Here is a 25,104-nt window from a genome sequence, read left to right on the forward strand (position 1 = left end):
AAATTTTTCGAAAAAACTACTTCTGAACATCGTGTGTGGTTAAGAAGGTATGACAAGACTATTGTCATACCCTCTTGATCATACATTTTTATTTTTAGTATAAGCTAGCCTTGCCTACTGTGTTCAAAATTTCCATTTTATGTTTGACTACTTCTTGTACCTTTTTATTAGCTGCTGGATAAATTTCATTCGGCTCGTACATCGATGGATTTTCACTCAATATTTCTCTCAAAGCATTGAAAAAGACGCTTTTAAGATCTGAGCTCAAATTCACTTTGGCAACTCCGTATTTTACAGCTTCGCTGACTTCTGCGTCCGGATTACCTGAACCGCCATGTAAAACAAATGGAAGATCGATTTGTTGGTTCAATTCTTTCAGTAAGTCGATATTTAATTTTGGAGTTCTGTTTTTCGGATACAAGCCATGCGCTGTTCCAATTGCTACAGCAAGTGTATCGATTCCTGTTTCTTTCACAAAAATCTTCGCTTGATCAGGATCTGTATAAATGATTGTTTCAGCACCTCCTTCAGCAGAACCATTATTCCCAATCGTTCCAAGCTCAGCCTCCACTGAGACATTTACCGCATGAGCTAACGCAACCACTTTTTTCGTAATCTGTACATTGTCGTCGAATGATTTCAAAGACGCATCGATCATCACGGAAGAATAGCCGTTTCGAATCGCCCGTAAGACATCTTCTATCGTACCGCCATGATCCAAGTGGATAACGATCGGCAGTTTACTTGTATAAGCATAGGCTCTTACTGCCGCAACAAACTCAACACTTAAATAGGCGATTTCATCAGGATGAATTTCTAAGATTACTGGTGCTTCTAATCTCTCTGCTTCTTCGATGATTGCTTTCATCATATCATAGCTGCAAATATTGAAGGCTGGTACTGCAAATTGATTCTCTTTAGCCACTTTCAATAACTCTTTCATTGTATATAACATTACGCTTCCACCTCATTTGTTAGATTTTCATTTTTCGTCCACTTGTCTTGTTTTTTCTCTTTCACTGTTTTTTTCAATAGTCCAAGCATAAAGGCTGTAGTGACTGTACCTGATGCAATTGCCAAGACATACATAGGTAAATTGTTCATAACATTTGGAATTAGCATCACCCAAATCCCTCCATGAGGTGCCATTGAAGTAACTCCTACTGCCATGGAAATCCCTGCAGCGACTGCTGAACCTGTCATCAAACTAGGTATCACGCGGATCGGGTCAGATACCGCAAACGGTATAGCACCTTCTGTAATATACGAAGCGCCTAAAATCCAGCATGATTGACCTGAAGTCCGTTCTTCTTTGGTAAATTTATGTTTGAATAATAAAGTGGCTAAAGCAATACCTAGGGGAGGTGTTATTCCTGCAGCCATACAAGCAGCAATCGGTGCATTTACTCCAGCTGACATCAAACCGATCGAGAAAGTCGAAATCGATTTATTGATCGGCCCACCCATATCAGCTGCCATCATGATCCCGATAAGTAATCCGAACAATAGCCCGGATGTATTTCCCAAGCTATTCAGCCAATTTGTCAAAGCATCCAACACCCATGTGATCGGTTGTTCAATCACAAATACCATCAAAAGCCCAATAATTAAGATCGATAAAAGGGGGACGACAATCAGCTGATAAATAGCAGAAAATTCTTTTTTTACGCTGATTTTATTTGCCAGAAAATCACAGATATACCCTGCTAGCACGCCACCAATCATTCCGCCAAGAAAACCTGAACCACCTGTAGAGGCCAGTAATCCGGCAACAATTCCTGGGGCAAAACCTGCTTTTCCAGCAATCGATGTAGCAATCCCTGCGCCTAACGCAGGAACCATCATGGCAAACGCTGTATCTCCTCCGATCCTTGAAAATGCAGCTGCTAACACATTATAGTCTGCTGAGTTGGGATCAGCCGCTGTAATCCCAAAGGCAAAACTCAGTGCGATGATGATTCCGCCTGCGATCACAAATGGAAGCATGTAATTCACACCATTCATGAAATGATTATAGATTGTCGGCTTTTTCTCATTTGCAGCTGGTTCTTTTTCATTAGACACAACGAATACGCCAATATCTCTCAATGCTTCGTCTATTACTACTTGCGGTTCTTTGATTGCTCGGCTTGTAGAGACACGCTTTACTTTTTTCCCGGCAAATCGGTCCAATTCGATTTCTTTATCTACTGCAAGAATGATTGCATCTGCCTCTTTGATTTCTTGTTCAGATAACTGATTTTCTGTTTTTACACCTTGTGTTTCGAATTTTGCTTGATGGTTTAGATTTCTTGCTGTTACTTCTAATTTTTCTGCCGACATATAAGTATGAGCAATTCCAGTCGGGCAAGCAGTTACACCAACGATTTTCATGATTATTTTCCTCCTTTTTCTTCACTATCGATACTCGGACAAAGACTCTACTATTTTCATTCTTGACTAATCTGTCTGATGATATCTGCTGGCGTAGTGGCTTCTTTTATTCCCTTTCTAAAATCTGCATTCATCAATCGTCTGGAGAGTGCGCTGAGAATCTCTAGATGCATATCTGCTGATTTTTCAGGAACTACGATGGCAAAAATATATTCAATTGGCATTTCATCTATCCCGCTATAGTCCGTTAATTTGGCTGTATGAAAAAAACACAGTGCTGGTTTTCTCACATATTTGCTTTTTGCATGGGGAATCCCAAATCCATCTTCTATTCCTGTGGAGATCTCCTCCTCTCGTTTGAATAGTGCCTTAACGACTTTTTGAACATTTCTTACCTTATTTGTTTTTTTCAACACATCCCCTATTCGCTCAAATAATGATCCTTTTGAATCTATCGATGGATCGAAAACAATCAGTTCTTTTGCGATCAATTGATCAAACCTCATAAAAAACCTCTCCCCCACAAAAAATGTTAACGTTTTCTTGGAACTGAGGTCAGTATAGCATCGCTAGCTGTACCGTTCAATATTATGAATGAACAGAGGAAAAAGACCCATCATCCGCGTGTATAAGTCATTAAAATGAACGATCTAGCTCACAAACAATCGCAAGTCTATAACAAAACAAAAAGCCTTCCTTGAAAGGAAAGCTTAGCTTCTAATTTTAGGTAAATGGTTTTTTACTTCGAAATAACCTTCTTTCATTTCGTTAATAAAAGGTGTCTTTATCATGTTGATAGTCAAAGCTATATACTATTTTTTTCATTGTTTTGTGCATTATGATCCTACGACTTTTTCAGCATCAAACGAAGTTTTAAATTGGCAAAAAAACATAAAAAAACAGACTATCCCTATCAGATAGTCTGCTAAACGTTGAGTTATCAGCGTTTTTATTATTCCGCAGCGTTTGCGTCTTTGAGACCGTATTTTTTGTTGAAACGGTCCACACGTCCGTCTGCTTGTGTGAATTTTTGACGTCCAGTGTAGAATGGATGTGAGTCAGAAGTTACTTCGACACGGATGACTGGGTATGTATTACCGTCTTCCCATTCAACTGTTTCTTGTGAAGTTTTTGTTGAACCTGACAAGAATTTGAAACCAGTTGTTGAATCCATGAATACTACTGGGTGGTAATCTGGATGGATGTTTTCTTTCATGATTTTTTCGCTCCTTTGCCCTGCTCCATTTGCTGAACCAGAGTTGATTTGTCGATTTACAACATTAACATCTTAACATGTTTCAGTCAAGGTTGCAATTATCTTTTCAGATTTCTAGTCGGATTTTTTTTACCAAAGGAGACATCTTGAAATTCTTTGAAAAATTGCTGATTGTTTTTTGTTTTACGCAAAAAGCGGATCAGTTGTTCCGTATATTCTAATGAATCTCCAGTCATATTTTTTCGAAGTTTCCAAATTTCTTCTAATTCTTCACTTGGCATTAATAATTCTTCTTTTCGGGTACCTGATTTTTTGATATCGATGGCTGGGAAGATCCGACGCTCGGATAACTCGCGTGAAAGTTGTAATTCTAGATTTCCAGTTCCCTTGAATTCTTCATAGATCACGTCATCCATACGGCTTCCTGTATCGACTAAAGCGGTCGCTAAAATCGTCAAACTGCCACCTTCTTCGATGTTTCTTGCTGCCCCGAAAAATTTCTTAGGTTTATACAATGCGGCTGGGTCAATCCCGCCACTCAATGTACGTCCGCTTGGTGGAACAACTAAGTTATAAGCTCGAGCAAGTCTAGTAATGCTATCCATCAAGATAACGACATCTCGTTTATCTTCGACTAAACGCATAGCACGCTCCAATACTAATTCAGAAACTCGAGTATGGTTTTGCGGCTGCAGATCAAATGTTGAAGATACCACGTCGCCTTTCACGCTTCGTTCTAAGTCAGTTACTTCTTCCGGTCGTTCATCAATCAGTAGAACGATCAATTCTACTTCCGGATAGTTTTCTGTGATGCCATTCGCGATTTCTTTTAATACAGAAGTTTTCCCTGCTTTTGGCGGTGCGACGATCAATCCACGCTGACCAAAACCGATTGGAGAAAAGATATCGATCATTCGGGTAGATAGTCTTTGCGGTGTTGTTTCCAATTGAAGCTGTCTTTGCGGATAAAGAGGTGTTAAGGCTGGAAAATGCGGACGTTCTTTTGCTTCTTCCGGATCTTTTCCATTAACGCTTTCCACGTGCATCAAACCATAATAACGTTCCGATTCTTTAGGTGGACGGGCTTTTCCTGCCACTTTGTCCCCATTTCTCAAACTGAATCGTCTGATTTGTGAGGCAGAAATATAGATATCTTCTGCACTTGGTCCATAATTGATTGGCCGTAAAAAACCGTAACCATCTTGACCAACGATATCCAATATTCCTTCCATATAATAAAATCCTTGTTTCTCTGCTTGTGCACGAATCACAGCTAGAGATAATTCCTTTTTGTTCATCTTACTGTAATAAGGAATTTTAAATTCTTTGGCATAACTATAAACTTCTTTTAACGTTTTGTTCTCTAGTTCTGCCATTGTCAAATAATCGCTCATTCAGCTCCCACTTCCTCTATCATTTCAATTGATGCCCCTAAGGCTGTTAGTTTCTCGATAATATGATCATAACCGCGTAAGATATAATCTACATTGTAAATCGTCGTTGTCCCTTCTGCCAATAGTCCAGCAATCACTAAACAAGCACCTGCCCGAAGATCAGAAGCCACGACTTCTGTGCCGTGAAGTTTATTTGGACCATTCACGATGATCATATTTCCTTCCACGGTAATATCAGCGCCCATTCGTGCTAGTTCCGGCACATGATTCACACGTTTCGCATAGATCGTATCGATGATTTCTGAAGTGCCTGTAGTCATCAATAGTAACGCAGTAAGTGGCTGCTGCAGATCTGTGGCAAATCCTGGATAAGGATAGGTCATGATGTTTGCGGGTTTTAATTCTTTCGAGGGGTAAACTTCGATTTCATCTTCGCTGATTTTCATATGGACACCAATTTCCTGCAATTTTGCTATAAAGCTTTCCAAATGTTCAAAGATCACATTTTTCACTTTGATACCATTTCCTACTGCAGCTGCTAATGCTAGATAGGTTCCTGCTTCGATGCGGTCAGGAATCATGAAATGCCGACAGCCATGTAATGTTTCGACTCCTTCGATACGGATCACATCTGTACCCGCTCCTCGAACTTTTGCCCCCATATTATTCAGTAAAGTTGCCACATCTATGATTTCCGGTTCTCGTGCAGCGTTTTCAATTACTGTCTGTCCTTTTGCTTTTACAGCAGCTAACATCACATTGATCGTTGCTCCGACTGAAACCACGTCCATGAAAATCCGATTGCCACGCAATCCTTTATTTTCTGTCCGTAAATACATGGCACCATGTTCATTTGTCACTTCAGCACCTAGAGCTTCAAATCCTTTGACGTGTAGATCAATCGGTCTAGGGCCTAAATAACAGCCACCTGGCAGGCCTACTACCGCTTCGCCAAATTTACCAAGCAGTGTTCCCATAAAATAATAAGAAGCACGCAAACTATTGATTTTTCCGTGCGGCATCGGAATCGATACGATTTCTCGAGGATCGATTTCTAGTATGTTGTTGGAAAAATGGACAGTTGCGCCCATGATCTCTAAAATTTCAATTAATGAATGAACATCTTGTATGTCCGGCACACCTTCCAAGATCACTGGGGAATCAGCTAAGATTGCAGCTGGAATCAATGCGACTGCACTATTTTTTGCACCGCTGATCGTTACTTCACCAGCTAAAGGTCGGTTTCCTTTGATTACGATTTTTTTCATCTGTTTCCACCTTGTTTATTAATCTTTTTTCATGGATATGCTTGTATTTTATCATAGATAAAAAAAAGAAACGAGCATGGTCTGCCGTTTAAGTAAAAAAAAAGATCCCCGACTGAAGCAGATGGATCCGAGATCTTTTCAAAGCGAGGTACTTATTCTGTTTTCCCTAAATATTCTTCCAATGTTATCCCTGCCTCGGTTATTTTTTTTGCTGCTTTTTTACCAACGTATCGATAATGCCATGGTTCGTAACCAACACCCGTAATATGCACTTTGTTTGATGGATAGCGTAAGATAAAACCATATTGATACGCGTTATCTGCTAACCATTCATACACTTCTTTGTCTGTAGAAATACTTGACTCAGCGTTGATATCTATTGCTAATCCTAATTCATGTTCACTTGTGCCTGGTGCAGCTACCCATTTTGCTGCTTCTTCTTTTGCTTTTTGATTGGAATAGCCTTTTTCTTGAAAGGCGGCAATTTTATCTTCCATGATTTTTTCTTGATCTTCTGTCGTTCGAAAACTTGAAACGATTTTCGGATAGATTCCTTCTGCTCTTGCTGCATCAAGCATCAGCTGTAAGTCAGGATATATACGCTTGTCTACTGCTTGATCGTTGGATAGCTTTTGTAACTCCACTGTGTATCCTTGAGGTATTTTATGTTTTGCATTGACTAGTAGTAGATTCCATGAATCTCGTTCTTCTCCACATACTTGGATTTTTTGTGGTATCTTTCTAAAAAATAGACCTACACTTGCTAATAAGACGATTAATAGGATTACAGCTACTGTCTTATACGATCTTTTCATTATTCTTGTCCTCCAACTAAAAAATCTTTGCTTTTCTTAGTAAGTTTACCAAGTAAAACAAAGACAATTTTCTGTTATTTAACAAGAATCTCTTACGATTTTCCTACGAAAGCGGCAAATCAATTGTGAAGCTTGTCTCTTCATCTTTACTTTGTGCAGTCAATTGGCCAGCATGAAGTTCAATGATTTGTTTGGCAATTGCTAATCCCAGTCCAGCTCCTCCTCGATTTGTTTGTCGTGCGGTGTCTAATCGGAAAAATTGTTCAAAAATCCTAGATAGTTTTTCAGGTGGAATAGTTGGACCTTGATTAGAGAAAATAATCTTAACCCGTTTCTTGTCTTGATCTGTTTTTGCCGAGAGTTTGATCACTGCTCCTTCATAGCTGTAGTTGATTGCGTTTTGTAAGAGATTATCAAAAACGCGCTGCATTTTATCGACATCAAAACGAATCGAAAGATCAGCTTCTAACTCACTTTCTAGAGTCAGCTGCTTGGAAGACAAAAGAGGCAAAAATTCATAACTTAGCTGTTCTAACATCATCTTCAGATGGACTTTTGTCGGCATCAATTCGATATTTGATAAATTAAACCGAGCAATTTCAAAGAACTCGTTGATCAGTTCTTCTAGTCTTTCTGCCTTATCTAAGGAAATTGATAGATAATGTTTTCTTAGTTCAGAAGAAATTTCCTGTTCATCTCGTAACAGTGTAAGATAGCCTATCACTGAAGTCAAAGGCGTCTTCAAGTCATGAGCTAAATAAACGATTAAGTCGTTTTTTCGTTGCTCCGCTTCTTTGGCTTGATGCTGACTCAAAACTACTTCCTGACGAATTTGATTCAATTCCCATTCAAACTCCTGTAGATCTTCAGAAAGTTTGAGAGGTTCTATTTGATTTTGATAAAGTTTCCTTGAAGCTTCAAGTACTTCATCCAACTGTGCCATACTTCTTGACCATGTTCTAAGTAAAATAACCAATCCTCCAGCTAGTAACGCAATCAAAACGACAAAAATATAATTTCTTTCTAGGTTTTTCGCAAATTGATAGAATCTATCCGACCATTCCCACGTATAGAGCCCGAATAAAAAGCGACTAACAAAAAAAAATATCATAAAAGCACTGATTGTTGCTACAGTAAAAATACTTAATTGTGTAGCTAATCGTTTCAGCAAGCGTTTTTTTAAACGTGAAGAATTTTTGGCATCACCTGTTTTATTCAACTTTATAGCCCACTCCCCAAACAGTTTTTATAAATTTTGGTTTGCGTGTTGGTTCTTTGAGTTTTTCACGCAAGCGTCCGATATGTGCCATGACTGTATTATTGTTGTCGAGAAATTTTTCTCCCAAACGGCTTCAAACAGCTGTTCTGCTGGAACGACCTCGCCCTTTCGTTCGGCCAAATACCATAGGATAGAAAACTCCAAGGGTGTTAGAGAGATTGTTTCCCCATAAAGTGTACACGTATGTAGCGTTTGGTTAATGATTAGTCCGTGTATATCAATTTCTTTTATCGATTCTTCTGTCGAATAATCAACTTGAATGTTATATTTCTGAAAACGTCTTAACTGTGTTTTGATTCGCGCAACGACTTCTAAAGGATTGAAAGGCTTTGTGATATAATCATCTGCACCTAAAGTCAGACCAGTTATTTTATCTATGTCTTCTATTTTTGCTGTCAGCATAATCACAGGAAAAAAATGATTTTCTCTGATTTTTTGGACGATTTTAAATCCATCAATGTCTGGAAGCATCACATCTAATACAGCTAAATCAAATGATTCTCTTTCTATGCAGTCCAACGCTTCTTGTCCAAGATAAAATTTCTGTACTTCATATCCGTCATTTTTCAGGTAGACTTCGATCAAATCAGCAATTTCCTGTTCATCGTCTACCAATAATATTTTATCTGGCATCGTATTGTTTCACCACCACTAACAAATTTTCTAAATTATATCATATCCATGTCGACTATTATTAAAAACATTGTGCTATTTAATGTACTTGCCTTCGTATTTTCGTTATGTAATTGTCAATATTCTTTCATTATGTATCTATCTACTCATACGAATTCAGTTATCAATATTTATTTTAACTCATAAACTATAAGTAATCTTCATTTTTCCCTCAAAATTTTCTGATGATTTTCCTACAGATGTTTTTTAACAAAGATTCCTTTTATAAAAGGTTTCTATAACCTTGGAATAATAACTCTCTTATTGATAATTATAACTTTGCCTTTCTAAGGCGAATACCATCTACTAAAAAAAAAACAAATAAATATGTTATTTAAAAACATAAAAAGAACGGGACAAAAATGTCCCGTTCTTTTTCTCACAACCGAATAAACAGTATTTGAGGGCTATTGATGCAACTAAAACGAATTACGCTTTGTTAGCTGAACCGAACCAGTCGATATGAGATTTAGCATCTTCAACGATTGCTGCTTTACCTGGAGCTAATAATTTACGAGGGTCGAATCCTTTACCTTCTTTATCTTTACCAGCTTCGATATATTTACGAGTAGCTGCAGCAAATGATAATTGGAATTCAGTGTTAACATTTACTTTTGAGATACCCATTGAGATAGCTTTTTCGATTTGATCTTGAGGAATACCTGATCCGCCATGTAATACTAAAGGCATGTCTGGACCTACAGCATCAGCAATTGCTTGTAAGTGGTCAAAAGCTAATCCTTTCCAGTTTTCTGGATATTGACCATGGATGTTACCGATACCGCAAGCTAAGTAGTCGATACCTGTAGCAACCATTTGTTTGCATTCTTCAATATCAGCTAATTCGCCGTTACCGATGATTCCGTCTTCTTCTCCGCCGATTGAACCAACTTCACATTCAACTGAGATACCTTTTGCATGTGCTTTTTCAACAACGTCTTTAGCTAATTTCAAGTTTTCTTCAAATGGTAGATGTGAACCATCGAACATTACTGAAGTATAGCCTAATTCGATACATTCCAAAGCAGCTTCGTAGTCACCATGGTCTAAGTGGATAGCAACTGGAACAGTGATGTTCATTGCTTCAACTAAATCAGTGATTAAATCTTTACAGATTTTGTAACCACCCATGTATTTAGCTGCACCCATTGATGTTTGGATAAGTACTGGTGCTTGTTTTGCTTCAGCCGCTTCAAGGATTGCTTGAGTCCATTCCAAGTTGTTTGTGTTGAATCCGCCGACAGCGTAACCGCCTTTACGAGCAGCTTTTAAAAATTCAGCTCCTGATACTACTGGCATAATAAAATTCCTCCTAAGTTTTGTAAAACTAAATTTGTTAAGACAATTCTTAACCAACGACCCTATTTTACCAAACATTTCGGTAGTTTTCTACTAAAATCAATGAAAATGAAAATTTTCAAGAAGTTTTTTGCAAAAAATAAAATATCCAATAGCGCTTTAATCGAAAAAAGTCTTTTGCTTTCTATCTTTTTTCCTACAAATAATAACAAATCAGAAAAAGAGAAAAGTGACAAGAAAATTGCTTATCCCCTTCTCTTGCTACTTTTCTCTTTCTATCAAGTTCAAAAATTATTTTGTTTCGTGATCTGCTAATGATGCTCCGACAAATGCTTTGATTAATTTTTGCGGGCGATTTGGACGAGAAATCAATTCTGGGTGGAATTGGCATCCCACAAAGAATTTTTTCTCTGGCAGCTCTACGATTTCTACTAAACGGTTATCTGGTGAGACACCTGAAAAGACTAGCCCTTGTTCTTCAAACAATTGACGATATTTGTTGTTGAACTCATAGCGGTGACGGTGACGTTCTTGCACAACATCGGCTCCATCATATGCTTCAGCCGTCTTCGTTCCTTTTTTGATTTTACATGGGTATAATCCAAGGCGTAAAGTTCCACCCAAATTCTCGATGTTTTCCTGATCAGCCATTAAATCAATAATATTGTTTGCTGTATCTGGATTTGTTTCAGCTGATGACGCATCTTCTAATCCAACGACGTTACGTGCAAATTCGACACAAGCCATCTGCATACCAAGACAAATACCTAAAAACGGAACGTCATTTTCGCGAGCATAACGAATCGCTTCGATTTTCCCTTCTACTCCGCGATCACCAAATCCACCAGGAACCAAGATTCCATCTGCGTCTTTCAAACGTTCTTCTACATTTTCTCTCGTTAATTCTTGTGCTTTGATCCAATCGATCTCGATGTCTGAATTATAGGCGAAACCAGAATGTTTCAATGCTTCAACTACTGAGATATATGCATCTGGTAACTCGACATATTTACCGACAAGCGCAATCCGTACTTTTTTCTTCAAGTTCAAGACACGTTCTTCTAATTCTTTCCATTCTGTCATGTCTGCTTCTGGTGTATCTAGTTTCAAATGGTCGCAAACAATTTGATCCATTCCTTGTGCTTGTAAAACTAATGGGATGGAGTAAAGTGTATCTACATCTGGCGACTCGATAACTGCTTCTGGTTCGACATCACAAAATTGTGCCAATTTATTTTTCACGCTTTGAGAAACAGGTTGCTCTGTACGTACCACCAAAATATTCGGTTGGATACCTAAACCACGTAGCTCTTTTACACTGTGCTGCGTTGGTTTAGTTTTCATTTCTCCAGCAGCTTTCAAGTAAGGAATCAATGTTGTATGGATATACATAACATTATCTGTACCGACATCTGCTTTCATTTGACGAAGTGCTTCAAGGAATGGCAAAGATTCTATATCCCCTACTGTTCCCCCTACTTCTGTAATGATCACATCTGAATCAGTCATTTTAGCTGCTCGCATGATTTTTTCTTTGATCTCATTTGTAATATGAGGAATAACTTGAACAGTTGCTCCCAAGTATTCGCCCTTACGTTCTTTACGCAAAACTTCAGAATAGATTTTTCCTGTCGTCACGTTGGAGTATTTGTTCAAATTGATGTCAATAAAACGTTCGTAGTGGCCCAGATCCAAATCTGTTTCAGCACCATCATCTGTTACGAATACTTCTCCGTGCTGATATGGGCTCATCGTCCCCGGATCCACGTTGATGTATGGATCAAATTTTTGGATAGTTACTTTTAAGCCGCGGTTTTTCAATAAGCGTCCTAAAGAAGCTGCAACAATCCCTTTTCCGATTGATGAAACGACACCGCCGGTCACAAAAATATATTTTGTCATAAGTTCAAAAACTCCTTTTTAATTTATGTGCAGGAAAAGTCTCAGAAAATAAACAAAGCTCCCTATTCTTCAATAAGAATAGGGAGCCGAAATTTCTGTAAACTTCTGACCCTCTAAAAGGGTGCCCAAGGTGTATAATACAAGCTGACTAAGGGAAAGTCAAGTACTCAAATGAATACTATCCGCTTACAATTTTTTCTTTTTCGATATCCTTTGAGAAATTATTTCTTAAGTCCTTTATGAGTGCAAAAAAAATTCAACCCACATAATAAGCTTGATATAAACATAGCTAACGTTAAACCTAAGCAAATCAGAAAATCGTTACTGAAAAATTTTAAGTGAAACAATAGATAAAAAAATAAAACAAACATTATGATAGATAATATCCCACCTAACAAAGAACTACTTTTTCCTACTTGCAGCAACAGTTTATATAGCTTATCGTAGAAACAATCTTTTTCTTTCACCCTTATTTACCTCCTTTACGTAAAAAACGTAGTCCACAGTTCTCGGATTTTTGGCATATCTTTTCTATTAAATAATATCAAAAACAAAACAGTTCCACTAATTTTTTCAAAGATGACCTTTTTTTCAACAAAAGTGCCTTGTAGGGATTCATTGAAGGTAACGAATCACATAAGTAAAAAATAAGGAGATGCGACAAAAGTCGTGCCTCCTTATTTCTAAATAAACGGTGTTCAATCAGCTGACCCTCGGTATTAGCTCAACAAACGGCAAAATATGAGGAACTATTTTGCCGTTTGTTGAGCTAATACCGAGGGTCAAAACGCTGATTTCACAGCCTCTAATTCACGTTATTCCTGTTTTAATAAAGTTCTAGATATTGTTCTCTTTCCCACTCGGAAACAGTTTGTCTGAATGCCGCCCATTCGAGACGTTTTGCTTCAACAAAATTTGAGAAGATATGTTGTCCTAATGCGTCAATCATTACATTATCCTTACGCAATTCTTTGATAGCATTATGGATAGTTGAAGGTAAGTCCTGGATATGTGCAGCTTCTCTTTCTTCCTCATCCATTACATAAATGTTACGGTCAACAGCTGCTGGCGGTGTGATCTGATTACGGATACCGTCTAGTCCTGCTTGCAACAATACTGCCATTGCCAAGTATGGGTTTGCAGATGGATCAACTGACCGCAATTCCAAACGTGTGGATAAACCGCGAGATTCTGGTACACGTACTAATGGCGAACGATTACGACCGCTCCATGCGACATAAACAGGCGCTTCATAACCTGGAACGAGACGTTTATAAGAATTGACTGTTGGATTGCAAACGGCTGTGTAGGCACGAGCGTGTTTCAACAAACCACCTAAGAAATGATAAGCTGTTTCACTTAGTTCCAATTCACCGTCTTTATCATAGAAAACATTTCCTTCATCATTGAACAAAGACATATTGCAATGCATACCAGAACCATTGATCCCAAATAACGGTTTCGGCATGAAAGTCGCGTGAAGTCCATGCTTGCGTGCAATCGTTTTGACAACGAGCTTGAAGGTTTGGATATTATCACAAGCATCTACCACATCTGCATATTTAAAGTCAATTTCATGCTGTCCTGGCGCTACTTCATGATGTGAAGCTTCCACTTCAAAGCCTAGACTTTCTAATTCCAACACGATGTCACGGCGGCAATTTTCACCTAAATCTGTTGGTGCAAAATCAAAATAACCACCTTTATCATTCAAGGTCGTTGTGATCCCACCGTCTTCGTCTAATTTAAATAAGAAGAATTCTGGTTCAGGTCCTAAATTGAAAGAGGTAAAACCAAGGTCGCGCATATCTTTCAATGCTCGTTTCAAATTCCCGCGAGGATCGCCGGCAAATGGTGTCCCATCCGGATTATAGATATCACAAATTAAACGAGCAACTTTTCCATGAGCACTTTCCCACGGGAAGATCATCCAAGTGGAGAGATCTGGATACAAATACATATCGCTTTCTTCAATTCGAACAAATCCTTCAATCGAAGAACCGTCAAACATCATTTTATTTTCTAATACTTTGTCGATCTGGCTCACTGGAACTTCTACATTTTTGATCGTACCTAAGATGTCTGTGAACATCAATCGTAAAAATCGTACGTTTTCTTCCTCAATGATTCGTTTGATTTCTTCACCTGTTATCTGTTTCTTTACCATGGTATCCCTCTTCCTTTTTTAATTTATTCAGTCAAAGAATTGTCTTTGCAATCCTTGCGACTGATAATGACCTGTTTTGCTTAACCCACCTTGCGCCAAAATCTCATCACGAAAAATTTGTCGAACGTCATGATCTGTCAACGGCTTCTTGTTTTTTGCTTCTTGTTTTTTAGCCTGTGCCATTTCGTATACACGTTTGATCCCAGCCATATTCAATCCATCTGAAAGATAGTCTTTAATCTCAAGCAGCATATCAATATCATTCAGCGAATACATACGTCGGTTTCCTTCGCTTCGTTTCGGATGAACTAAATCTTGTTCTTCATAATAGCGAATTTGCCGAGCAGACAAATCAGTCAGCTTCATAACTGTACCAATTGGAAATACGGACATAGATCGGCGCAATTCCTTTTCTCCCATCAGACGTCCCCTTTCGTTTTATAAGTTGGCTAAAGTGTACCAATTAAAAAAAATATTGTCAACTGCATATGTTAGGTTTTCTAACATGAGATCTCTATTTTTTTATAAAATAACAAAAAAATAAGAACACAAAAAAGGTATCTAGTTGATTTTCGTACCAGATACCTTTTATTTTTTATTATACTGTACTATCCTTTATTAGTGTTTTTATTGTTAAAAAAACAAAATTTTATTGGTTTTTTCTTAACCATTTTGAATTGGTTTTTGCAAACCCTTTAACTTCATATTCGTTTGTTTCTTCCATGTACGATTCGTCCAAAACCATTGTTTGTCTTCTCAACTCGCTTAATTTCTGTCCTTCGTTGCTTGGCACAGAAAGTGTATAAGGGGTCATTAGTTCCATCAGCTGACGTTTGATTGCTTCGATCAACGCCATCTTACCTTCTTTCGTCTGAGTAGAAATCAATACATTTGGGAATAGCGTAGGCGTGAACATCGCTGGGTCGATCTGGTCTGCCTTATTGTAAACAGTCAGTATCGGCATTTCTTTCATATTCAGTTCATCCATCAATTTTAAGACAGTCTGCTCCTGTAAAATACGATCTGGAGAACTAGCATCGACTACATGTAGCAAAAGATCCATATTTTGACTTTCTTCTAATGTAGAATGGAAAGCATCGATCAGTTGCGTAGGCAGGTCTTGGATGAACCCGACGGTATCCGTTACAGTAATCTCAAATCCTTCAGCAAAACGCCATCTCTTAGTCAATGGATCTAACGTTGCAAACAATTGATCTTTCGAATAAGTATCCGCTTGTGTCAATAGATTCAAGATAGTTGACTTCCCGGCATTCGTGTAGCCAATAAGTCCAATCTGAAAAATCTCGCTATTTTTTCTTTTTTGGCGATTGCGCTCTCGATGAGCTTCTACTTCTTTCAATTCTTTCTTAACAGCAAAAATTTTATTCCGTATATGTCGGCGGTCTGTTTCTAACTTTGTTTCACCTGGCCCTCTTGTTCCGATCCCACCGCCAAGACGAGATAATGTTTTCCCTTGCCCTACTAAACGAGGCAGCAGGTATTCTAACTGAGCAAGTTCAACCTGCAGCTTCCCTTCTTTCGAACGAGCACGCATCGCAAAAATATCTAAGATCAGCTGCACGCGATCAATCACCGGAAGACCAACAGCATCGGTAATCAGTTGGCTCTGTCTCGGAGTTAGCTCATGATTAAAGATGATCAAATCCGCTTCATGCGCATCCGCTTGTTGAACTAATTCTTGTAATTTCCCTTTACCGATAATCGTTTGCCGATCCACTTGTGGTCTCTTTTGTGTAATTGTGAATACGACTTCTCCTGATGCGGTATTCGTCAGCTGAACTAGCTCTTCCATTGACTCTGAAAAGTAACGCTGGTTTGCTTCGGTTTCTACCCCTACGATGATCACTTTTTCTTCCATTTTATTCCGCCTCCAGCCATTTTTTGATTGTTTGCTCAATCTGACTTTTTTGATTTGGCTCACTTATAAGATCAAACCACTGTGCATCCAAACGGTTACGAAACCACGTCAACTGACGTTTCGCGTATCTTCTCGAATGTAGTTTGACTTGTTCTGTTGCTTCTTCCAATGTTTCTTTCCCTTCAAAATAAGGGAAAAATTCTTTATATCCAATACCTTGACTGGCCTGGACTTCTCCAAGCTCATACACCTTACGCGCTTCTGCTACTAAACCTTCTGCTAGCATCAAATCGACTCTTTGATTGATTCGTTCATAAAGAATACTACGCTTCGTATCTAATCCAATCATGAGGTAATCATACAATTGCTTTGGCTCTTCTTTAGGTGCCGTGATACTATGTCCTGTCGTCTCTAAAACTTCCAGAGCTCTTATCACCTTTCGTTGATTGTTCCAGTGGATTTTCTCAGCAGCTGCCGGGTCTTTTTCTTTCAACTGATTCCATAATGCTTGGGAACCAATTGTTTCAGCTAACGTTTCGTATTTTTTTCTAATCTCAGGATTCGCTTCTTCTGTCGCTCCTAACTGATAATCATATAGAAGGGATTGGATATACAGACCCGTACCACCAGCTATGATAGGTAGGTGCCCTCGGTTCGCAATTTCAGTAATCAATTGTCGACCTGAATGCTGAAAATCAGCGGCTGAGTAACGTTGAGTAGGTTCAATCACATCAATCAAATGATGCGGAACATCATTCATCTCTTCTTCTTTGATTTTTGCTGTACCGATATCCAGATTTTTATAGATTTGCAGTGAATCACCACTGATGATCTCTCCTCCAAATAGTTGTGCGAGTTCCACACTTAGCGCTGTTTTACCGACTGCTGTCGGACCGACGATCACTAATACTTTTTCCATATTTTACCTACTTTTCGTTGATTGTTTCCACCGAAGAGCTTTCTCCGGAAAATCAGTTATTATTCCATCTATTTTGAGTTCTTGACATTTGGCCATTTCTTCTTCATCGTTAATCGTCCATGCACGAATTGCTTTTGGAAAATCAGCTGCCTGGACTGGATGTTCGAACAACCAAGTATTTTTTGGATGTACTCCTTCTATATAAGGGGTTTCTGCTGCTAGCTGGATCTTTTTATCAGAAGTACTCATCAATAAGTCCAGCTGTATCTCCGGTTCCAGTAACGCGATTTTTTCCAAAGAATCCAAATGAAAGCTGCAATATGCATATTGAAAAGGCCAATCTCTACTTTTTAATGTTTCGGCTAATTTTTCTTCGATACCGGGATATTCATACTGATCAGTTTTAATTTCAATCATTAGCATCCCTCGGTAATTTTTTTGGAGGAGCAGTCCTAACACTTCTCTCAATTCAGGAACTTTAGCTGCTGGAAATTCTTTGCTGAATTTGCCCCCTGCATTCAATTTTTTGAGTTCTTCCAATGTTTTTTCTCGAATCAGCCCTTTACCGTTAGTCGTCCGGTCCACTTCTTCGTCGTGCATAACGATCAAATAACCATCTTTGCTTAGATGGACATCTAGTTCGATACCATCTGCACCTACTCGTACAGCTTCTGCAAATGCAGGAAGCGTATTTTCTGGGTGGGTGCCGCTGCTTCCGCGATGGGCATAGATTTGTAACATCTTTCTTCACTCCGTTCAGTTCTATTGTATCATTAAGAAAAAAAGAAAGCATTACCACGCTCTCATGTGCAACGGCAATGCTTCAAAATATCAGCTCCAAACATCATCTTTCGAGAAGAAACCAATCGGCTGGCGCGTCATAGTCTTCAACTGAGCTTTTTTTTCATTGATCATTTCAGTCAGACTATCCGTAAAATTCTCTAAAATCACGCGTCCGCCTTTATAAGCATATCCACCAATCTTCATTGTTTCATCTGGAGATAAAATCACTTTTCGATGGGAGATATTCTTAAATAGCTCGTCTAAAATATAATTTGGCAGATAAAAACTATTTTGCGCTGAAAATGATTGGAGATACGCAAAATCGTCAATCGTGATATAACAATCATCAAATGCATCAAAGCTGACATATTCTTCCATCAGCGTTGTCCGTTTCTGCAAGATCTCGTTGATCTTTTTATTTAATTGATTCAGCGTCTCGATTTCTTTGACTTTCAATTCCAATTCACGTCTACGCTGTTCTTTATTTTCCAAGTGACGCATTTGCAGTATCATGCCGATATAGACAACTACAGCACCTGTCAGCACTCCGATAAGACCAGTAATACCAACTATCAATCTGTTGTTCCTCCTTGTTTTGTTTCTCTGCTTATCATACCATAAAGCGGGTTTATGCGACTAATTTGCCTAAGTTTTTTATTTGACCTTTTTTGACCAAAAATGTATACTACATTTTAGGTATTAGAAACTAAATTATGGTACACTATTTCTAAACGAAATCAAGGAGGAACTCTATTATGAATTTAATTCCTACAGTCATTGAACAATCTTCACGAGGTGAAAGAGCTTACGATATCTACTCACGTTTATTGAAAGACCGTATCATCATGTTAAGCGGCCAAGTAACAGATGATCTTGCTAATTCGATCATCGCCCAATTGCTTTTCTTAGACGCTCAAGATTCTGAAAAAGATATCTATCTTTATATCAATTCTCCTGGTGGTTCAGTTACAGCAGGTATGGCTATTTACGACACAATGAACTTTGTCAAAGCAGATGTCCAAACAATTGTTATGGGTATGGCTGCTTCAATGGGAAGCTTCTTGCTGACAGCTGGTACAAAAGGTAAACGATTTGCTTTACCAAATGCTGAGATCATGATCCATCAACCTCTTGGCGGCGCTCAAGGGCAAGCAACTGAAATCGAAATTGCGGCACGCCATATTTTGCAAACACGCGAACGCTTAAACAAAATTTTAGCTGAACGCACTGGACAACCACTTGAAGTGATTGAAAAAGATACAGATCGTGACAACTATATGACAGCTGAACAAGCAAAAGCATATGGATTGATCGATGAAGTCATGGAAAACAGTTCTTCATTAAATTAATCTGTTTCAAAGGAAGCTTTTTTAAGCTCTCTTATCTAAACCAAATAAAAAAGGATGGTCAACTCAAACTGACCATCCTTTTTTATTTTATGGATGCTACTGCCTATCTTTGCTCCTTGAATTTTCCTTGCGCATGCATCCGACCTATCTCGACATAATGCTGGATGTTTTCTTTGTTTTTTTGTATTTCTTCTTTTGTCAAAGGACGGATCACTTTAGCTGGGCGACCAAAAGCCAAGACATTAGGAGGAATAACTTTTCCTTCTGTTACTAATGATCCAGCACCAATCAAACTATTCTCACCAATAACCGCATGATTCAATATCGTGGTCCCCATCCCGATCAGCGCCCCTTTTTCGATTGTACAGCCATGTAGCATGCACTGATGTCCTACCGTCACATTCTCCGCAATATCTACAGGTGCATCATGATCGACATGGATGATTGTACCATCTTGGATATTCGTTCTTTGTCCTACTTTTATCCAATTACTGTCCCCGCGTAAAACAGCTTGATACCAGATCGTCACATCTTCTGACAATGTCACGTCACCAATCACTGTGGCATTTGATGCTATAAACCGTTCCATATTTATTTTTCTCCTTTCATTTTTTGTAGAAACTAATCCTATTGAATAAAGGTATCATAGCATATATTTATTTCATACGCCGTTTGTATAATTAAGCGAGACAAATAAAAAAGCCATTTATGTTACACTCCAATTGTAATACCCGCTAAAGCATACAAGGAGAGTGAACATAAATGACTTATACCCATCTTACACCAAACGAGCTTGTAATGATAGAAGCATATTTTCATCAAGAAACTCCGGTTGCTATCGTTGCGAAACAGCTTAAACGTGGACGCCAAACAATTTACAATGTCTATAACTTTCTCAAATGTGGTGGAACAGCACTTGAATACTTTGAACAATACAAAGAAAATAAGCGACGTTGTGGGAGAACCGAAATCATTTTTCCTGCTGAGGAAAAAGAATACATTGCAAAAAGATCAACTGAAGGTTGGACCCCAGACGTCATTATTGGCCGTGCAGAGCGAACCTTCTCTTGTTCAGTAAGTACCCTCTATCGCCGGTTTAAGACGGGAGAATTCAATGTTTTACATTTACCGATGCAAGGAAAACGAAAACCAAATGGTTATAAGGAAAAACGTGGAAAACAGGCATTCAAAAGAAATATTTCTGAGCGTAAAAAAGATTATGTCGTTTTCGAAGAAGAATTTGGACATTTAGAGGGTGATACGATTGTCGGCATCCACCATAAAAGTGCCGTCATCACGCTCGTTGAGCGACTTTCAAAAGCCATTATCGCCTTGAAACCAGAAGGCCGTAAGGCAGTTGATATTGAAAATTCGATTAATGAATGGCTTCAATCCGTACCCAAAAATCTTTTCAAATCAATTACCTTTGATTGTGGAAAAGAATTCTCTAATTGGAAAAGTATTAGTAATACGAATGATATTGATATTTATTTCGCAGACCCAGGAACGCCTTCCCAACGGGGATTAAATGAACATTCAAACGGACTCCTCCGAAAAGATGGACTACCAAAAGAAATGGACTTCAACCAAGTCAATCAAGGATTCATCTCATCCGTTGCGTCCAAAAGAAACCATATCCCTAGAAAATCACTAAATTACCAAACACCATTAGAAGTTTTTTTGAGTTACGTAAATGGAAAGTTTTGTCTCGCTTAATTTGACAAATAATAATAAGAAAAAAACAGGTAAAACCTGCTCAGGCCAGATGTCTATTTACAGTATCTGGTAACTGACGTTTTACCTGTTTTTATTGTACATCTATATTTTCTTCTATTACTTTTTTTAAAATTAATTCGTACACTTCTATTTGTGCTGCCAAGCGTTCGATTTGAAACTCATTTTCAAAAAAATCAGCTGAATCAAAAGGCTTCGTCTGACAGACGTGCGTTAAACGATCAACTTCTCTTTTGGCTTCAGTAATTTTTTCATTTAAAAACTGTTCCATCTCCGTGTCCTCACTTTTCTTGATAACTTTACTTTACCATTATCAAGAATAGAGAACAAAAAATAAGTTTTAAACTGTTTTATTCTTATATGACTTATTCTGCTTCCTCAGCAAATTGGCTGTTATACAGTTTTTCATAAAATCCACCTTGTGCCAATAAACTCTCATGCGTTCCTTTTTCAATGATCTGACCTTGATCCATCACTAGAATCAGATCTGCATCACGGATTGTCGATAAACGGTGAGCGATGACGAAACTTGTCCGTCCCTCCATCACGCGATCCATTGCTTTTTGAATCAACGCTTCTAAACGGGTGTCTACTGAACTTGTTGCTTCATCTAAAATCAAGATTTTAGGATCGGAGACCACTGCTCGGGCAATCGTCAGCAACTGTTTTTGTCCTAAAGACACATTGTCTCCCTCAGAATTGATGGCCATATCATATCCATCTGGCATTGTTCGGATAAAATGATCTACGTTTGCTGTTTTCGCAGCATCAACTACTTCATAATCTGTCGCATCAAGCTTTCCGAAGCGGATATTATCTGCAATCGTTCCTTGATAAAGCCATGCATCTTGCAAGACCATACCAAATAGCGAACGCACATCACTGCGACTCATTGATTTGGTGTCGATTCCATCAATCCTTATTGCTCCTTTGTCTACGTCATAAAAACGCATCAATAGATTGATCAATGTCGTCTTGCCGGCACCGGTCGGACCGACCACAGCTACGGTTTGACCAGCTTTCACTTCAAAATTCAAATCTTGGATTAATGGTTTCTTCGGATCATATGCAAAATCGACATGATCGAATGTCACATCTCCTAAAATCGTTTCTGGCAGTGAAGCATCTACTTTGTTTTCTTTTTCTTCTGGCTCATCTAAAATCTCGAATACACGTTTCGTTGCCGCTGATGCACTTTGCAAAACTGAAGACAATTGTGTCACGTTCCCCATTGGCTGACTGATTTGCCAAATATATTGGATGAATGCTTGTAGTTGACCGACAACGATCGCCCCAGTAATAACATAAAAGCTTCCTAGAACAGCCATACCAATATAAGTAGCATAGGCAGTTAATTGAACTAGAGGCATCATCAAGCCAGAAATGAATGCTGCACGAAACCCAAAGTATTTCAAGCTGTGATTAACTTTTTTGAATCCTTCCAATGTTTCTTTTTCGCGTCCATATACTTTCAATACACTAAAACCTGTCATATTTTCTTGGACGTAGCCGTTTAGCTCACCAAGAGAATTCTGCATGCTTTGAAAATATTTCTGCGAAGCATTGATCACTCGTTTTGAGATCCAGATCGATGTTGGAATCATGATCATAGAGATCAACGCCATCATCGGCTGGATATAAAACATCATTGCTGCAGCCAACGTAATTCCCAATGTCGCATTTACGATACCAATAAAAGCTTGTTGTAAAGCACCGCTGACTGCATCTACATCATTCGTCACACGAGACAAAATATTTCCTTGCTGGTTTTTATCGAAATATGAAACCGGAAGACGATTGATTTTTTCTTCTATGTCTCTTCTCAAATCATGCATGGCACTTTGAACGACATTTGTCATCAAAACACCAGAAAGTAATTGCGAAATACAATACCCTATTCCAACAACTGTGATCCAAATGAGACATTTGAATATATAAGAAAAATTGATTGATTCGCCATTGGCAATATTACGGCTGATTTCTGTAGTAGGAAGTCCTGTAACATATGGCAAAGCCACGTTGAAAGCCACTGTCAGAACTGTAAATAGGATCACTAAAAGAAAAGTCCCACGATACGGTCTGATATATCGAGCTAAACGTTTTAAGGAAGAAAAGGTTTTTTTCATGCTAATTCCTCCTTTGATAATTGAGAAGCGGCAATATCATAATAAATCGGGCATTTTTCCAACAACTCCCGATGCGTCCCCATACCGACGACTTCTCCTTCATTTAATACGATGATCTTATCTGCATGCATGATCGTTCCCACACGTTGTGCTACGATCAATACAGTAGATTCTGTCGTTTCTTTTTTCAGACGAGCACGTAACTTCGCATCCGTTTGATAATCTAATGCAGAAAAGCTGTCATCAAAAATATAGATTTCCGGACGGCGTATGATGGCTCTGGCTATTGCCAATCGTTGTTTTTGTCCACCTGAAAAATTGGAACCACCTTCTGATAAATGTTCATTAAATCCATCTGGTTTTCGAGAAATGAATTCTGAAGCTTGAGCAATCTCAGCTGCACGTTCCATTTCTTCTTGCGTAGCATCTTCTTTCCCGTATCGCAAATTATCTGCAATCGTTCCAGTAAATAGCAACGCTTTTTGCGGAATAAACCCAATCTTATCTCGCAACTTGCTTAGCCGATAATCTCTCACGTCTACTCCATCGATCAAGATCTTTCCTTCACTCACATCATAAAAGCGAGGAATCAATTGGATCAACGTAGATTTTCCGCTACCGGTACTTCCAATAAAAGCAACGGTTTCTCCTGGAGAGGCTGTAAAACTGACATTTCGAATCACTGGTTCTTGCGAATGGCCTGGATAAGCAAATGTTACATTTTGAAATTCGATATACCCTTTAGTTTTTGTATCAGATATACCCTTTGGATCTTCTACAATCGAAGGTTTGGCATCTAGGGCTTCTTGGATACGTCCAGCTGAAACAGCTGCTCTTGGATACATCATGAACACACTGGCAAATAACATGAATGAGAACAAGGCATGGAATATATACTCGATAAACGCAATCAAATCTCCTACACGAAGCTCGCCTGCATCGATTTGCACTGCCCCGCTCCAGATGATCAATACCATTACGATATTAAATAAGAAATAAAAACCCGGTTGTGCAACAGCCATCAAACGGAATAAGCTTTTTGAACTAGAAGCATAATTCTCATTGACTACAGCAAAACGTTTTTCTTCAAACTTTTCATTGACGAATGCACGAATCACACGCAATCCTGAAAGATTTTCCCGCAAGATACTGTTGATTTTATCTAAGTTTTTTTGTTGCTTTTTAGATAACGGTTCAGACACCTTAGCAATCGCTACGACTGCCAATAATAGTAAAGGTAATGCACCTACTACATACAAACTGAGTGTCACACTTGTACGCATGACCATGTACAAACTGACAATGAACATCATTGGTGCCATAAAACCGATACGTAAAATATTTTGCAGGAACAACATGATCTGATAAGCATCGTTTGTTGTACGAGTGATCAATGAAGATACGCCTAGATTTTCGTATTCCTGATGCGAATAACTTTGGATCTTTTCGAACAAATCATCTCGAATATCTGCTACGATATTAGTCGTAATCCTCGAACCAAAATAACCTAACAAGATATTCAAAATAATACCGATTACAGTAATAACGATCATAAATATCCCTTGTTGCTTCACATAATCAAAATCATCATTGCGGATTCCTACATCGATCATACGTGCTAAAATCGTAGGAAGTCCTAATTCAATCAAAATAAAACCAAATACGCATATGAAATTGAAAAACAAGAATTTCTTATAACGCATGGTATAATGCCACATTAGTTTCACTTTCTCATCTCCTTTTAATCTTTTGTTACATTTTCATTACTAAAAATGATAGCACAACGAGCCTATTAATAGAACACTTCTCTCATAAAAAAGTCATTATGATTATAGCGGGATGATAAACATTGATTTTTTCTTTCAATCTAGTTGATTTCTATACTTATTTGCTGTTTTATGCTAGAATAACAATTAATTGTTGTATATT

The 25,104-nt window shown here is 38.3% G+C and carries 24 protein-coding genes and 1 pseudogene; 3 read left to right on the forward strand and 22 right to left on the reverse strand.

What is annotated here, in order from left to right; all coding sequences use genetic code 11:
- Positions 1 to 94: 94 nt before the first annotated feature.
- The 10 genes and pseudogenes from IGJ87_RS09045 to IGJ87_RS09090 all read right to left on the reverse strand — a co-directional run bounded on the left by IGJ87_RS09045 (position 95) and on the right by IGJ87_RS09090 (position 10,316).
- Entirely contained in the window at positions 95 to 955 is an 861-nt protein-coding gene (locus IGJ87_RS09045; RefSeq protein WP_002299682.1) for a ketose-bisphosphate aldolase, read from the reverse strand.
- A complete protein-coding gene (locus IGJ87_RS09050; RefSeq protein WP_002338702.1) occupies positions 955 to 2,373 on the reverse strand; it encodes a PTS fructose transporter subunit IIC in 1,419 nt (472 codons plus the stop codon). Before IGJ87_RS09050 ends, IGJ87_RS09045 begins: the two co-directional genes overlap by 1 nt.
- Positions 2,374 to 2,429: 56 nt before the next feature.
- Entirely contained in the window at positions 2,430 to 2,879 is a 450-nt protein-coding gene (locus IGJ87_RS09055) for a PTS sugar transporter subunit IIA (RefSeq protein WP_430609219.1), read from the reverse strand.
- A 446-nt stretch (positions 2,880 to 3,325) separates the two neighbouring features.
- A complete protein-coding gene (locus tag IGJ87_RS09060; protein WP_002290330.1) occupies positions 3,326 to 3,589 on the reverse strand; it encodes a type B 50S ribosomal protein L31 in 264 nt (87 codons plus the stop codon).
- Positions 3,590 to 3,687: 98 nt separating this feature from the next.
- A complete protein-coding gene (gene rho / locus IGJ87_RS09065; protein WP_002290332.1) occupies positions 3,688 to 4,983 on the reverse strand; it encodes a transcription termination factor Rho in 1,296 nt (431 codons plus the stop codon).
- Positions 4,980 to 6,251 carry a UDP-N-acetylglucosamine 1-carboxyvinyltransferase gene (locus tag IGJ87_RS09070; RefSeq protein WP_002299679.1) on the reverse strand — a complete coding sequence of 424 codons (1,272 nt, stop codon included), beginning with the start codon at positions 6,249 to 6,251 and terminating at the stop codon, positions 4,980 to 4,982. The genes rho and IGJ87_RS09070 overlap by 4 nt, the downstream gene beginning before the upstream one ends.
- Before the next feature lie 152 nt (positions 6,252 to 6,403).
- Positions 6,404 to 7,066, reverse strand: coding sequence for a D-alanyl-D-alanine carboxypeptidase DdcY (ddcY, locus tag IGJ87_RS09075; protein WP_317756695.1), 663 nt, complete (start codon positions 7,064 to 7,066; stop codon positions 6,404 to 6,406).
- A 103-nt stretch (positions 7,067 to 7,169) separates the two neighbouring features.
- Positions 7,170 to 8,285: a sensor histidine kinase gene (locus IGJ87_RS09080; RefSeq protein WP_089030466.1), complete on the reverse strand. Its 1,116-nt coding sequence runs from the start codon at positions 8,283 to 8,285 to the stop codon at positions 7,170 to 7,172.
- Positions 8,278 to 8,978 (reverse strand): annotated as a pseudogene (gene vanR / locus IGJ87_RS09085) (VanR-ABDEGLN family response regulator transcription factor). Before vanR ends, IGJ87_RS09080 begins: the two are co-directional and overlap by 8 nt.
- 468 nt (positions 8,979 to 9,446) lie before the next feature.
- Positions 9,447 to 10,316 carry a class II fructose-bisphosphate aldolase gene (locus IGJ87_RS09090; RefSeq protein ID WP_002294057.1) on the reverse strand — a complete coding sequence of 290 codons (870 nt, stop codon included), beginning with the start codon at positions 10,314 to 10,316 and terminating at the stop codon, positions 9,447 to 9,449.
- A gap of 102 nt (positions 10,317 to 10,418) precedes the next feature.
- Here IGJ87_RS09090 and IGJ87_RS09095 point away from each other — a divergent pair, with 102 nt between their 5' ends.
- Entirely contained in the window at positions 10,419 to 10,631 is a 213-nt protein-coding gene (locus IGJ87_RS09095) for a hypothetical protein (protein WP_002294058.1), read from the forward strand.
- On the opposite strand, the gene IGJ87_RS09100 is transcribed toward IGJ87_RS09095, so the two are convergent.
- From IGJ87_RS09100 to IGJ87_RS09135, 8 genes are all read right to left on the reverse strand, one after another.
- The gene (locus tag IGJ87_RS09100) at positions 10,608 to 12,218 is read right to left on the reverse strand and encodes a CTP synthase (RefSeq protein WP_002286999.1); all 1,611 of its coding nucleotides are present in this window, start codon (positions 12,216 to 12,218) and stop codon (positions 10,608 to 10,610) included. The two genes, IGJ87_RS09095 and IGJ87_RS09100, sit on opposite strands and share 24 nt — an antisense overlap.
- 221 nt (positions 12,219 to 12,439) lie before the next feature.
- Positions 12,440 to 12,685 (reverse strand): hypothetical protein, encoded by a 246-nt coding sequence (locus IGJ87_RS09105; protein ID WP_002326505.1) that lies wholly within the window; start codon positions 12,683 to 12,685, stop codon positions 12,440 to 12,442.
- Positions 12,686 to 13,044: 359 nt separating this feature from the next.
- Positions 13,045 to 14,385: a type I glutamate--ammonia ligase gene (gene glnA / locus IGJ87_RS09110; protein WP_002287001.1), complete on the reverse strand. Its 1,341-nt coding sequence runs from the start codon at positions 14,383 to 14,385 to the stop codon at positions 13,045 to 13,047.
- 27 nt (positions 14,386 to 14,412) lie between these two features.
- The gene (locus tag IGJ87_RS09115; RefSeq protein ID WP_002338707.1) at positions 14,413 to 14,805 is read right to left on the reverse strand and encodes a MerR family transcriptional regulator; all 393 of its coding nucleotides are present in this window, start codon (positions 14,803 to 14,805) and stop codon (positions 14,413 to 14,415) included.
- 229 nt (positions 14,806 to 15,034) lie between these two features.
- The gene (hflX, locus tag IGJ87_RS09120; protein ID WP_002338708.1) at positions 15,035 to 16,264 is read right to left on the reverse strand and encodes a GTPase HflX; all 1,230 of its coding nucleotides are present in this window, start codon (positions 16,262 to 16,264) and stop codon (positions 15,035 to 15,037) included.
- Position 16,265: 1 nt separating this feature from the next.
- Complete coding sequence (gene miaA / locus IGJ87_RS09125; RefSeq protein WP_002324581.1) at positions 16,266 to 17,183, reverse strand: tRNA (adenosine(37)-N6)-dimethylallyltransferase MiaA; 918 nt, start codon at positions 17,181 to 17,183, stop codon at positions 16,266 to 16,268.
- Positions 17,184 to 17,186: 3 nt separating this feature from the next.
- Positions 17,187 to 17,924 (reverse strand): glycerophosphodiester phosphodiesterase, encoded by a 738-nt coding sequence (locus IGJ87_RS09130; protein ID WP_002338709.1) that lies wholly within the window; start codon positions 17,922 to 17,924, stop codon positions 17,187 to 17,189.
- A 90-nt stretch (positions 17,925 to 18,014) separates the two neighbouring features.
- The gene (locus IGJ87_RS09135) at positions 18,015 to 18,542 is read right to left on the reverse strand and encodes a hypothetical protein (RefSeq protein ID WP_002289403.1); all 528 of its coding nucleotides are present in this window, start codon (positions 18,540 to 18,542) and stop codon (positions 18,015 to 18,017) included.
- Between the two features lie 179 nt (positions 18,543 to 18,721).
- Between IGJ87_RS09135 and clpP the strand changes: the two genes are divergently transcribed.
- Positions 18,722 to 19,315, forward strand: a complete 594-nt coding sequence (clpP, locus tag IGJ87_RS09140; protein ID WP_002289402.1) for an ATP-dependent Clp endopeptidase proteolytic subunit ClpP — start codon at positions 18,722 to 18,724, stop codon at positions 19,313 to 19,315.
- Positions 19,316 to 19,418: 103 nt separating this feature from the next.
- Here the strand turns inward: clpP and IGJ87_RS09145 are convergent, their stop codons facing one another.
- Positions 19,419 to 19,904: a gamma carbonic anhydrase family protein gene (locus IGJ87_RS09145; protein ID WP_002319637.1), complete on the reverse strand. Its 486-nt coding sequence runs from the start codon at positions 19,902 to 19,904 to the stop codon at positions 19,419 to 19,421.
- 173 nt (positions 19,905 to 20,077) lie between these two features.
- Between IGJ87_RS09145 and IGJ87_RS09150 the strand changes: the two genes are divergently transcribed.
- Complete coding sequence (locus IGJ87_RS09150; protein ID WP_002325884.1) at positions 20,078 to 21,031, forward strand: IS30 family transposase; 954 nt, start codon at positions 20,078 to 20,080, stop codon at positions 21,029 to 21,031.
- A 91-nt stretch (positions 21,032 to 21,122) separates the two neighbouring features.
- Here the strand turns inward: IGJ87_RS09150 and IGJ87_RS09155 are convergent, their stop codons facing one another.
- The 3 genes from IGJ87_RS09155 to efrA all read right to left on the reverse strand — a co-directional run bounded on the left by IGJ87_RS09155 (position 21,123) and on the right by efrA (position 24,902).
- The gene (locus tag IGJ87_RS09155) at positions 21,123 to 21,320 is read right to left on the reverse strand and encodes a hypothetical protein (RefSeq protein ID WP_002296291.1); all 198 of its coding nucleotides are present in this window, start codon (positions 21,318 to 21,320) and stop codon (positions 21,123 to 21,125) included.
- A gap of 94 nt (positions 21,321 to 21,414) precedes the next feature.
- The gene (gene efrB, locus IGJ87_RS09160) at positions 21,415 to 23,175 is read right to left on the reverse strand and encodes a multidrug efflux ABC transporter subunit EfrB (protein WP_089030470.1); all 1,761 of its coding nucleotides are present in this window, start codon (positions 23,173 to 23,175) and stop codon (positions 21,415 to 21,417) included.
- Positions 23,172 to 24,902, reverse strand: coding sequence for a multidrug efflux ABC transporter subunit EfrA (gene efrA / locus IGJ87_RS09165; RefSeq protein WP_002299664.1), 1,731 nt, complete (start codon positions 24,900 to 24,902; stop codon positions 23,172 to 23,174). The genes efrB and efrA overlap by 4 nt, the downstream gene beginning before the upstream one ends.
- Positions 24,903 to 25,104 lie beyond the last annotated feature (202 nt).

Origin of the sequence: Enterococcus sp. DIV1411a (assembly GCF_050531945.1) — a bacterium.
GTDB lineage: Bacteria > Bacillota > Bacilli > Lactobacillales > Enterococcaceae > Enterococcus_B > Enterococcus_B faecium.

Excerpts from the sequence above, each read along its gene's own strand:
- IGJ87_RS09045 (WP_002299682.1), bottom strand. The coding sequence starts at position 955 with ATGTTATATACAATGAAAGAGTTATTGAAAGTGGCTAAAGAGAATCAA.
- IGJ87_RS09050 (WP_002338702.1), bottom strand. The coding sequence starts at position 2,373 with ATGAAAATCGTTGGTGTAACTGCTTGCCCGACTGGAATTGCTCATACT.
- IGJ87_RS09055 (WP_430609219.1), bottom strand. The coding sequence starts at position 2,879 with ATGAGGTTTGATCAATTGATCGCAAAAGAACTGATTGTTTTCGATCCA.
- IGJ87_RS09060 (WP_002290330.1), bottom strand. The coding sequence starts at position 3,589 with ATGAAAGAAAACATCCATCCAGATTACCACCCAGTAGTATTCATGGAT.
- rho (WP_002290332.1), bottom strand. The coding sequence starts at position 4,983 with ATGAGCGATTATTTGACAATGGCAGAACTAGAGAACAAAACGTTAAAA.
- IGJ87_RS09070 (WP_002299679.1), bottom strand. The coding sequence starts at position 6,251 with ATGAAAAAAATCGTAATCAAAGGAAACCGACCTTTAGCTGGTGAAGTA.
- ddcY (WP_317756695.1), bottom strand. The coding sequence starts at position 7,066 with ATGAAAAGATCGTATAAGACAGTAGCTGTAATCCTATTAATCGTCTTA.
- IGJ87_RS09090 (WP_002294057.1), bottom strand. The coding sequence starts at position 10,316 with ATGCCAGTAGTATCAGGAGCTGAATTTTTAAAAGCTGCTCGTAAAGGC.
- IGJ87_RS09095 (WP_002294058.1), top strand. The coding sequence starts at position 10,419 with ATGAAAATGAAAATTTTCAAGAAGTTTTTTGCAAAAAATAAAATATCC.
- IGJ87_RS09100 (WP_002286999.1), bottom strand. The coding sequence starts at position 12,218 with ATGACAAAATATATTTTTGTGACCGGCGGTGTCGTTTCATCAATCGGA.
- glnA (WP_002287001.1), bottom strand. The coding sequence starts at position 14,385 with ATGGTAAAGAAACAGATAACAGGTGAAGAAATCAAACGAATCATTGAG.
- IGJ87_RS09115 (WP_002338707.1), bottom strand. The coding sequence starts at position 14,805 with ATGGGAGAAAAGGAATTGCGCCGATCTATGTCCGTATTTCCAATTGGT.
- hflX (WP_002338708.1), bottom strand. The coding sequence starts at position 16,264 with ATGGAAGAAAAAGTGATCATCGTAGGGGTAGAAACCGAAGCAAACCAG.
- miaA (WP_002324581.1), bottom strand. The coding sequence starts at position 17,183 with ATGGAAAAAGTATTAGTGATCGTCGGTCCGACAGCAGTCGGTAAAACA.
- IGJ87_RS09130 (WP_002338709.1), bottom strand. The coding sequence starts at position 17,924 with ATGTTACAAATCTATGCCCATCGCGGAAGCAGCGGCACCCACCCAGAA.
- clpP (WP_002289402.1), top strand. The coding sequence starts at position 18,722 with ATGAATTTAATTCCTACAGTCATTGAACAATCTTCACGAGGTGAAAGA.
- IGJ87_RS09145 (WP_002319637.1), bottom strand. The coding sequence starts at position 19,904 with ATGGAACGGTTTATAGCATCAAATGCCACAGTGATTGGTGACGTGACA.
- IGJ87_RS09150 (WP_002325884.1), top strand. The coding sequence starts at position 20,078 with ATGACTTATACCCATCTTACACCAAACGAGCTTGTAATGATAGAAGCA.
- IGJ87_RS09155 (WP_002296291.1), bottom strand. The coding sequence starts at position 21,320 with ATGGAACAGTTTTTAAATGAAAAAATTACTGAAGCCAAAAGAGAAGTT.
- efrB (WP_089030470.1), bottom strand. The coding sequence starts at position 23,175 with ATGAAAAAAACCTTTTCTTCCTTAAAACGTTTAGCTCGATATATCAGA.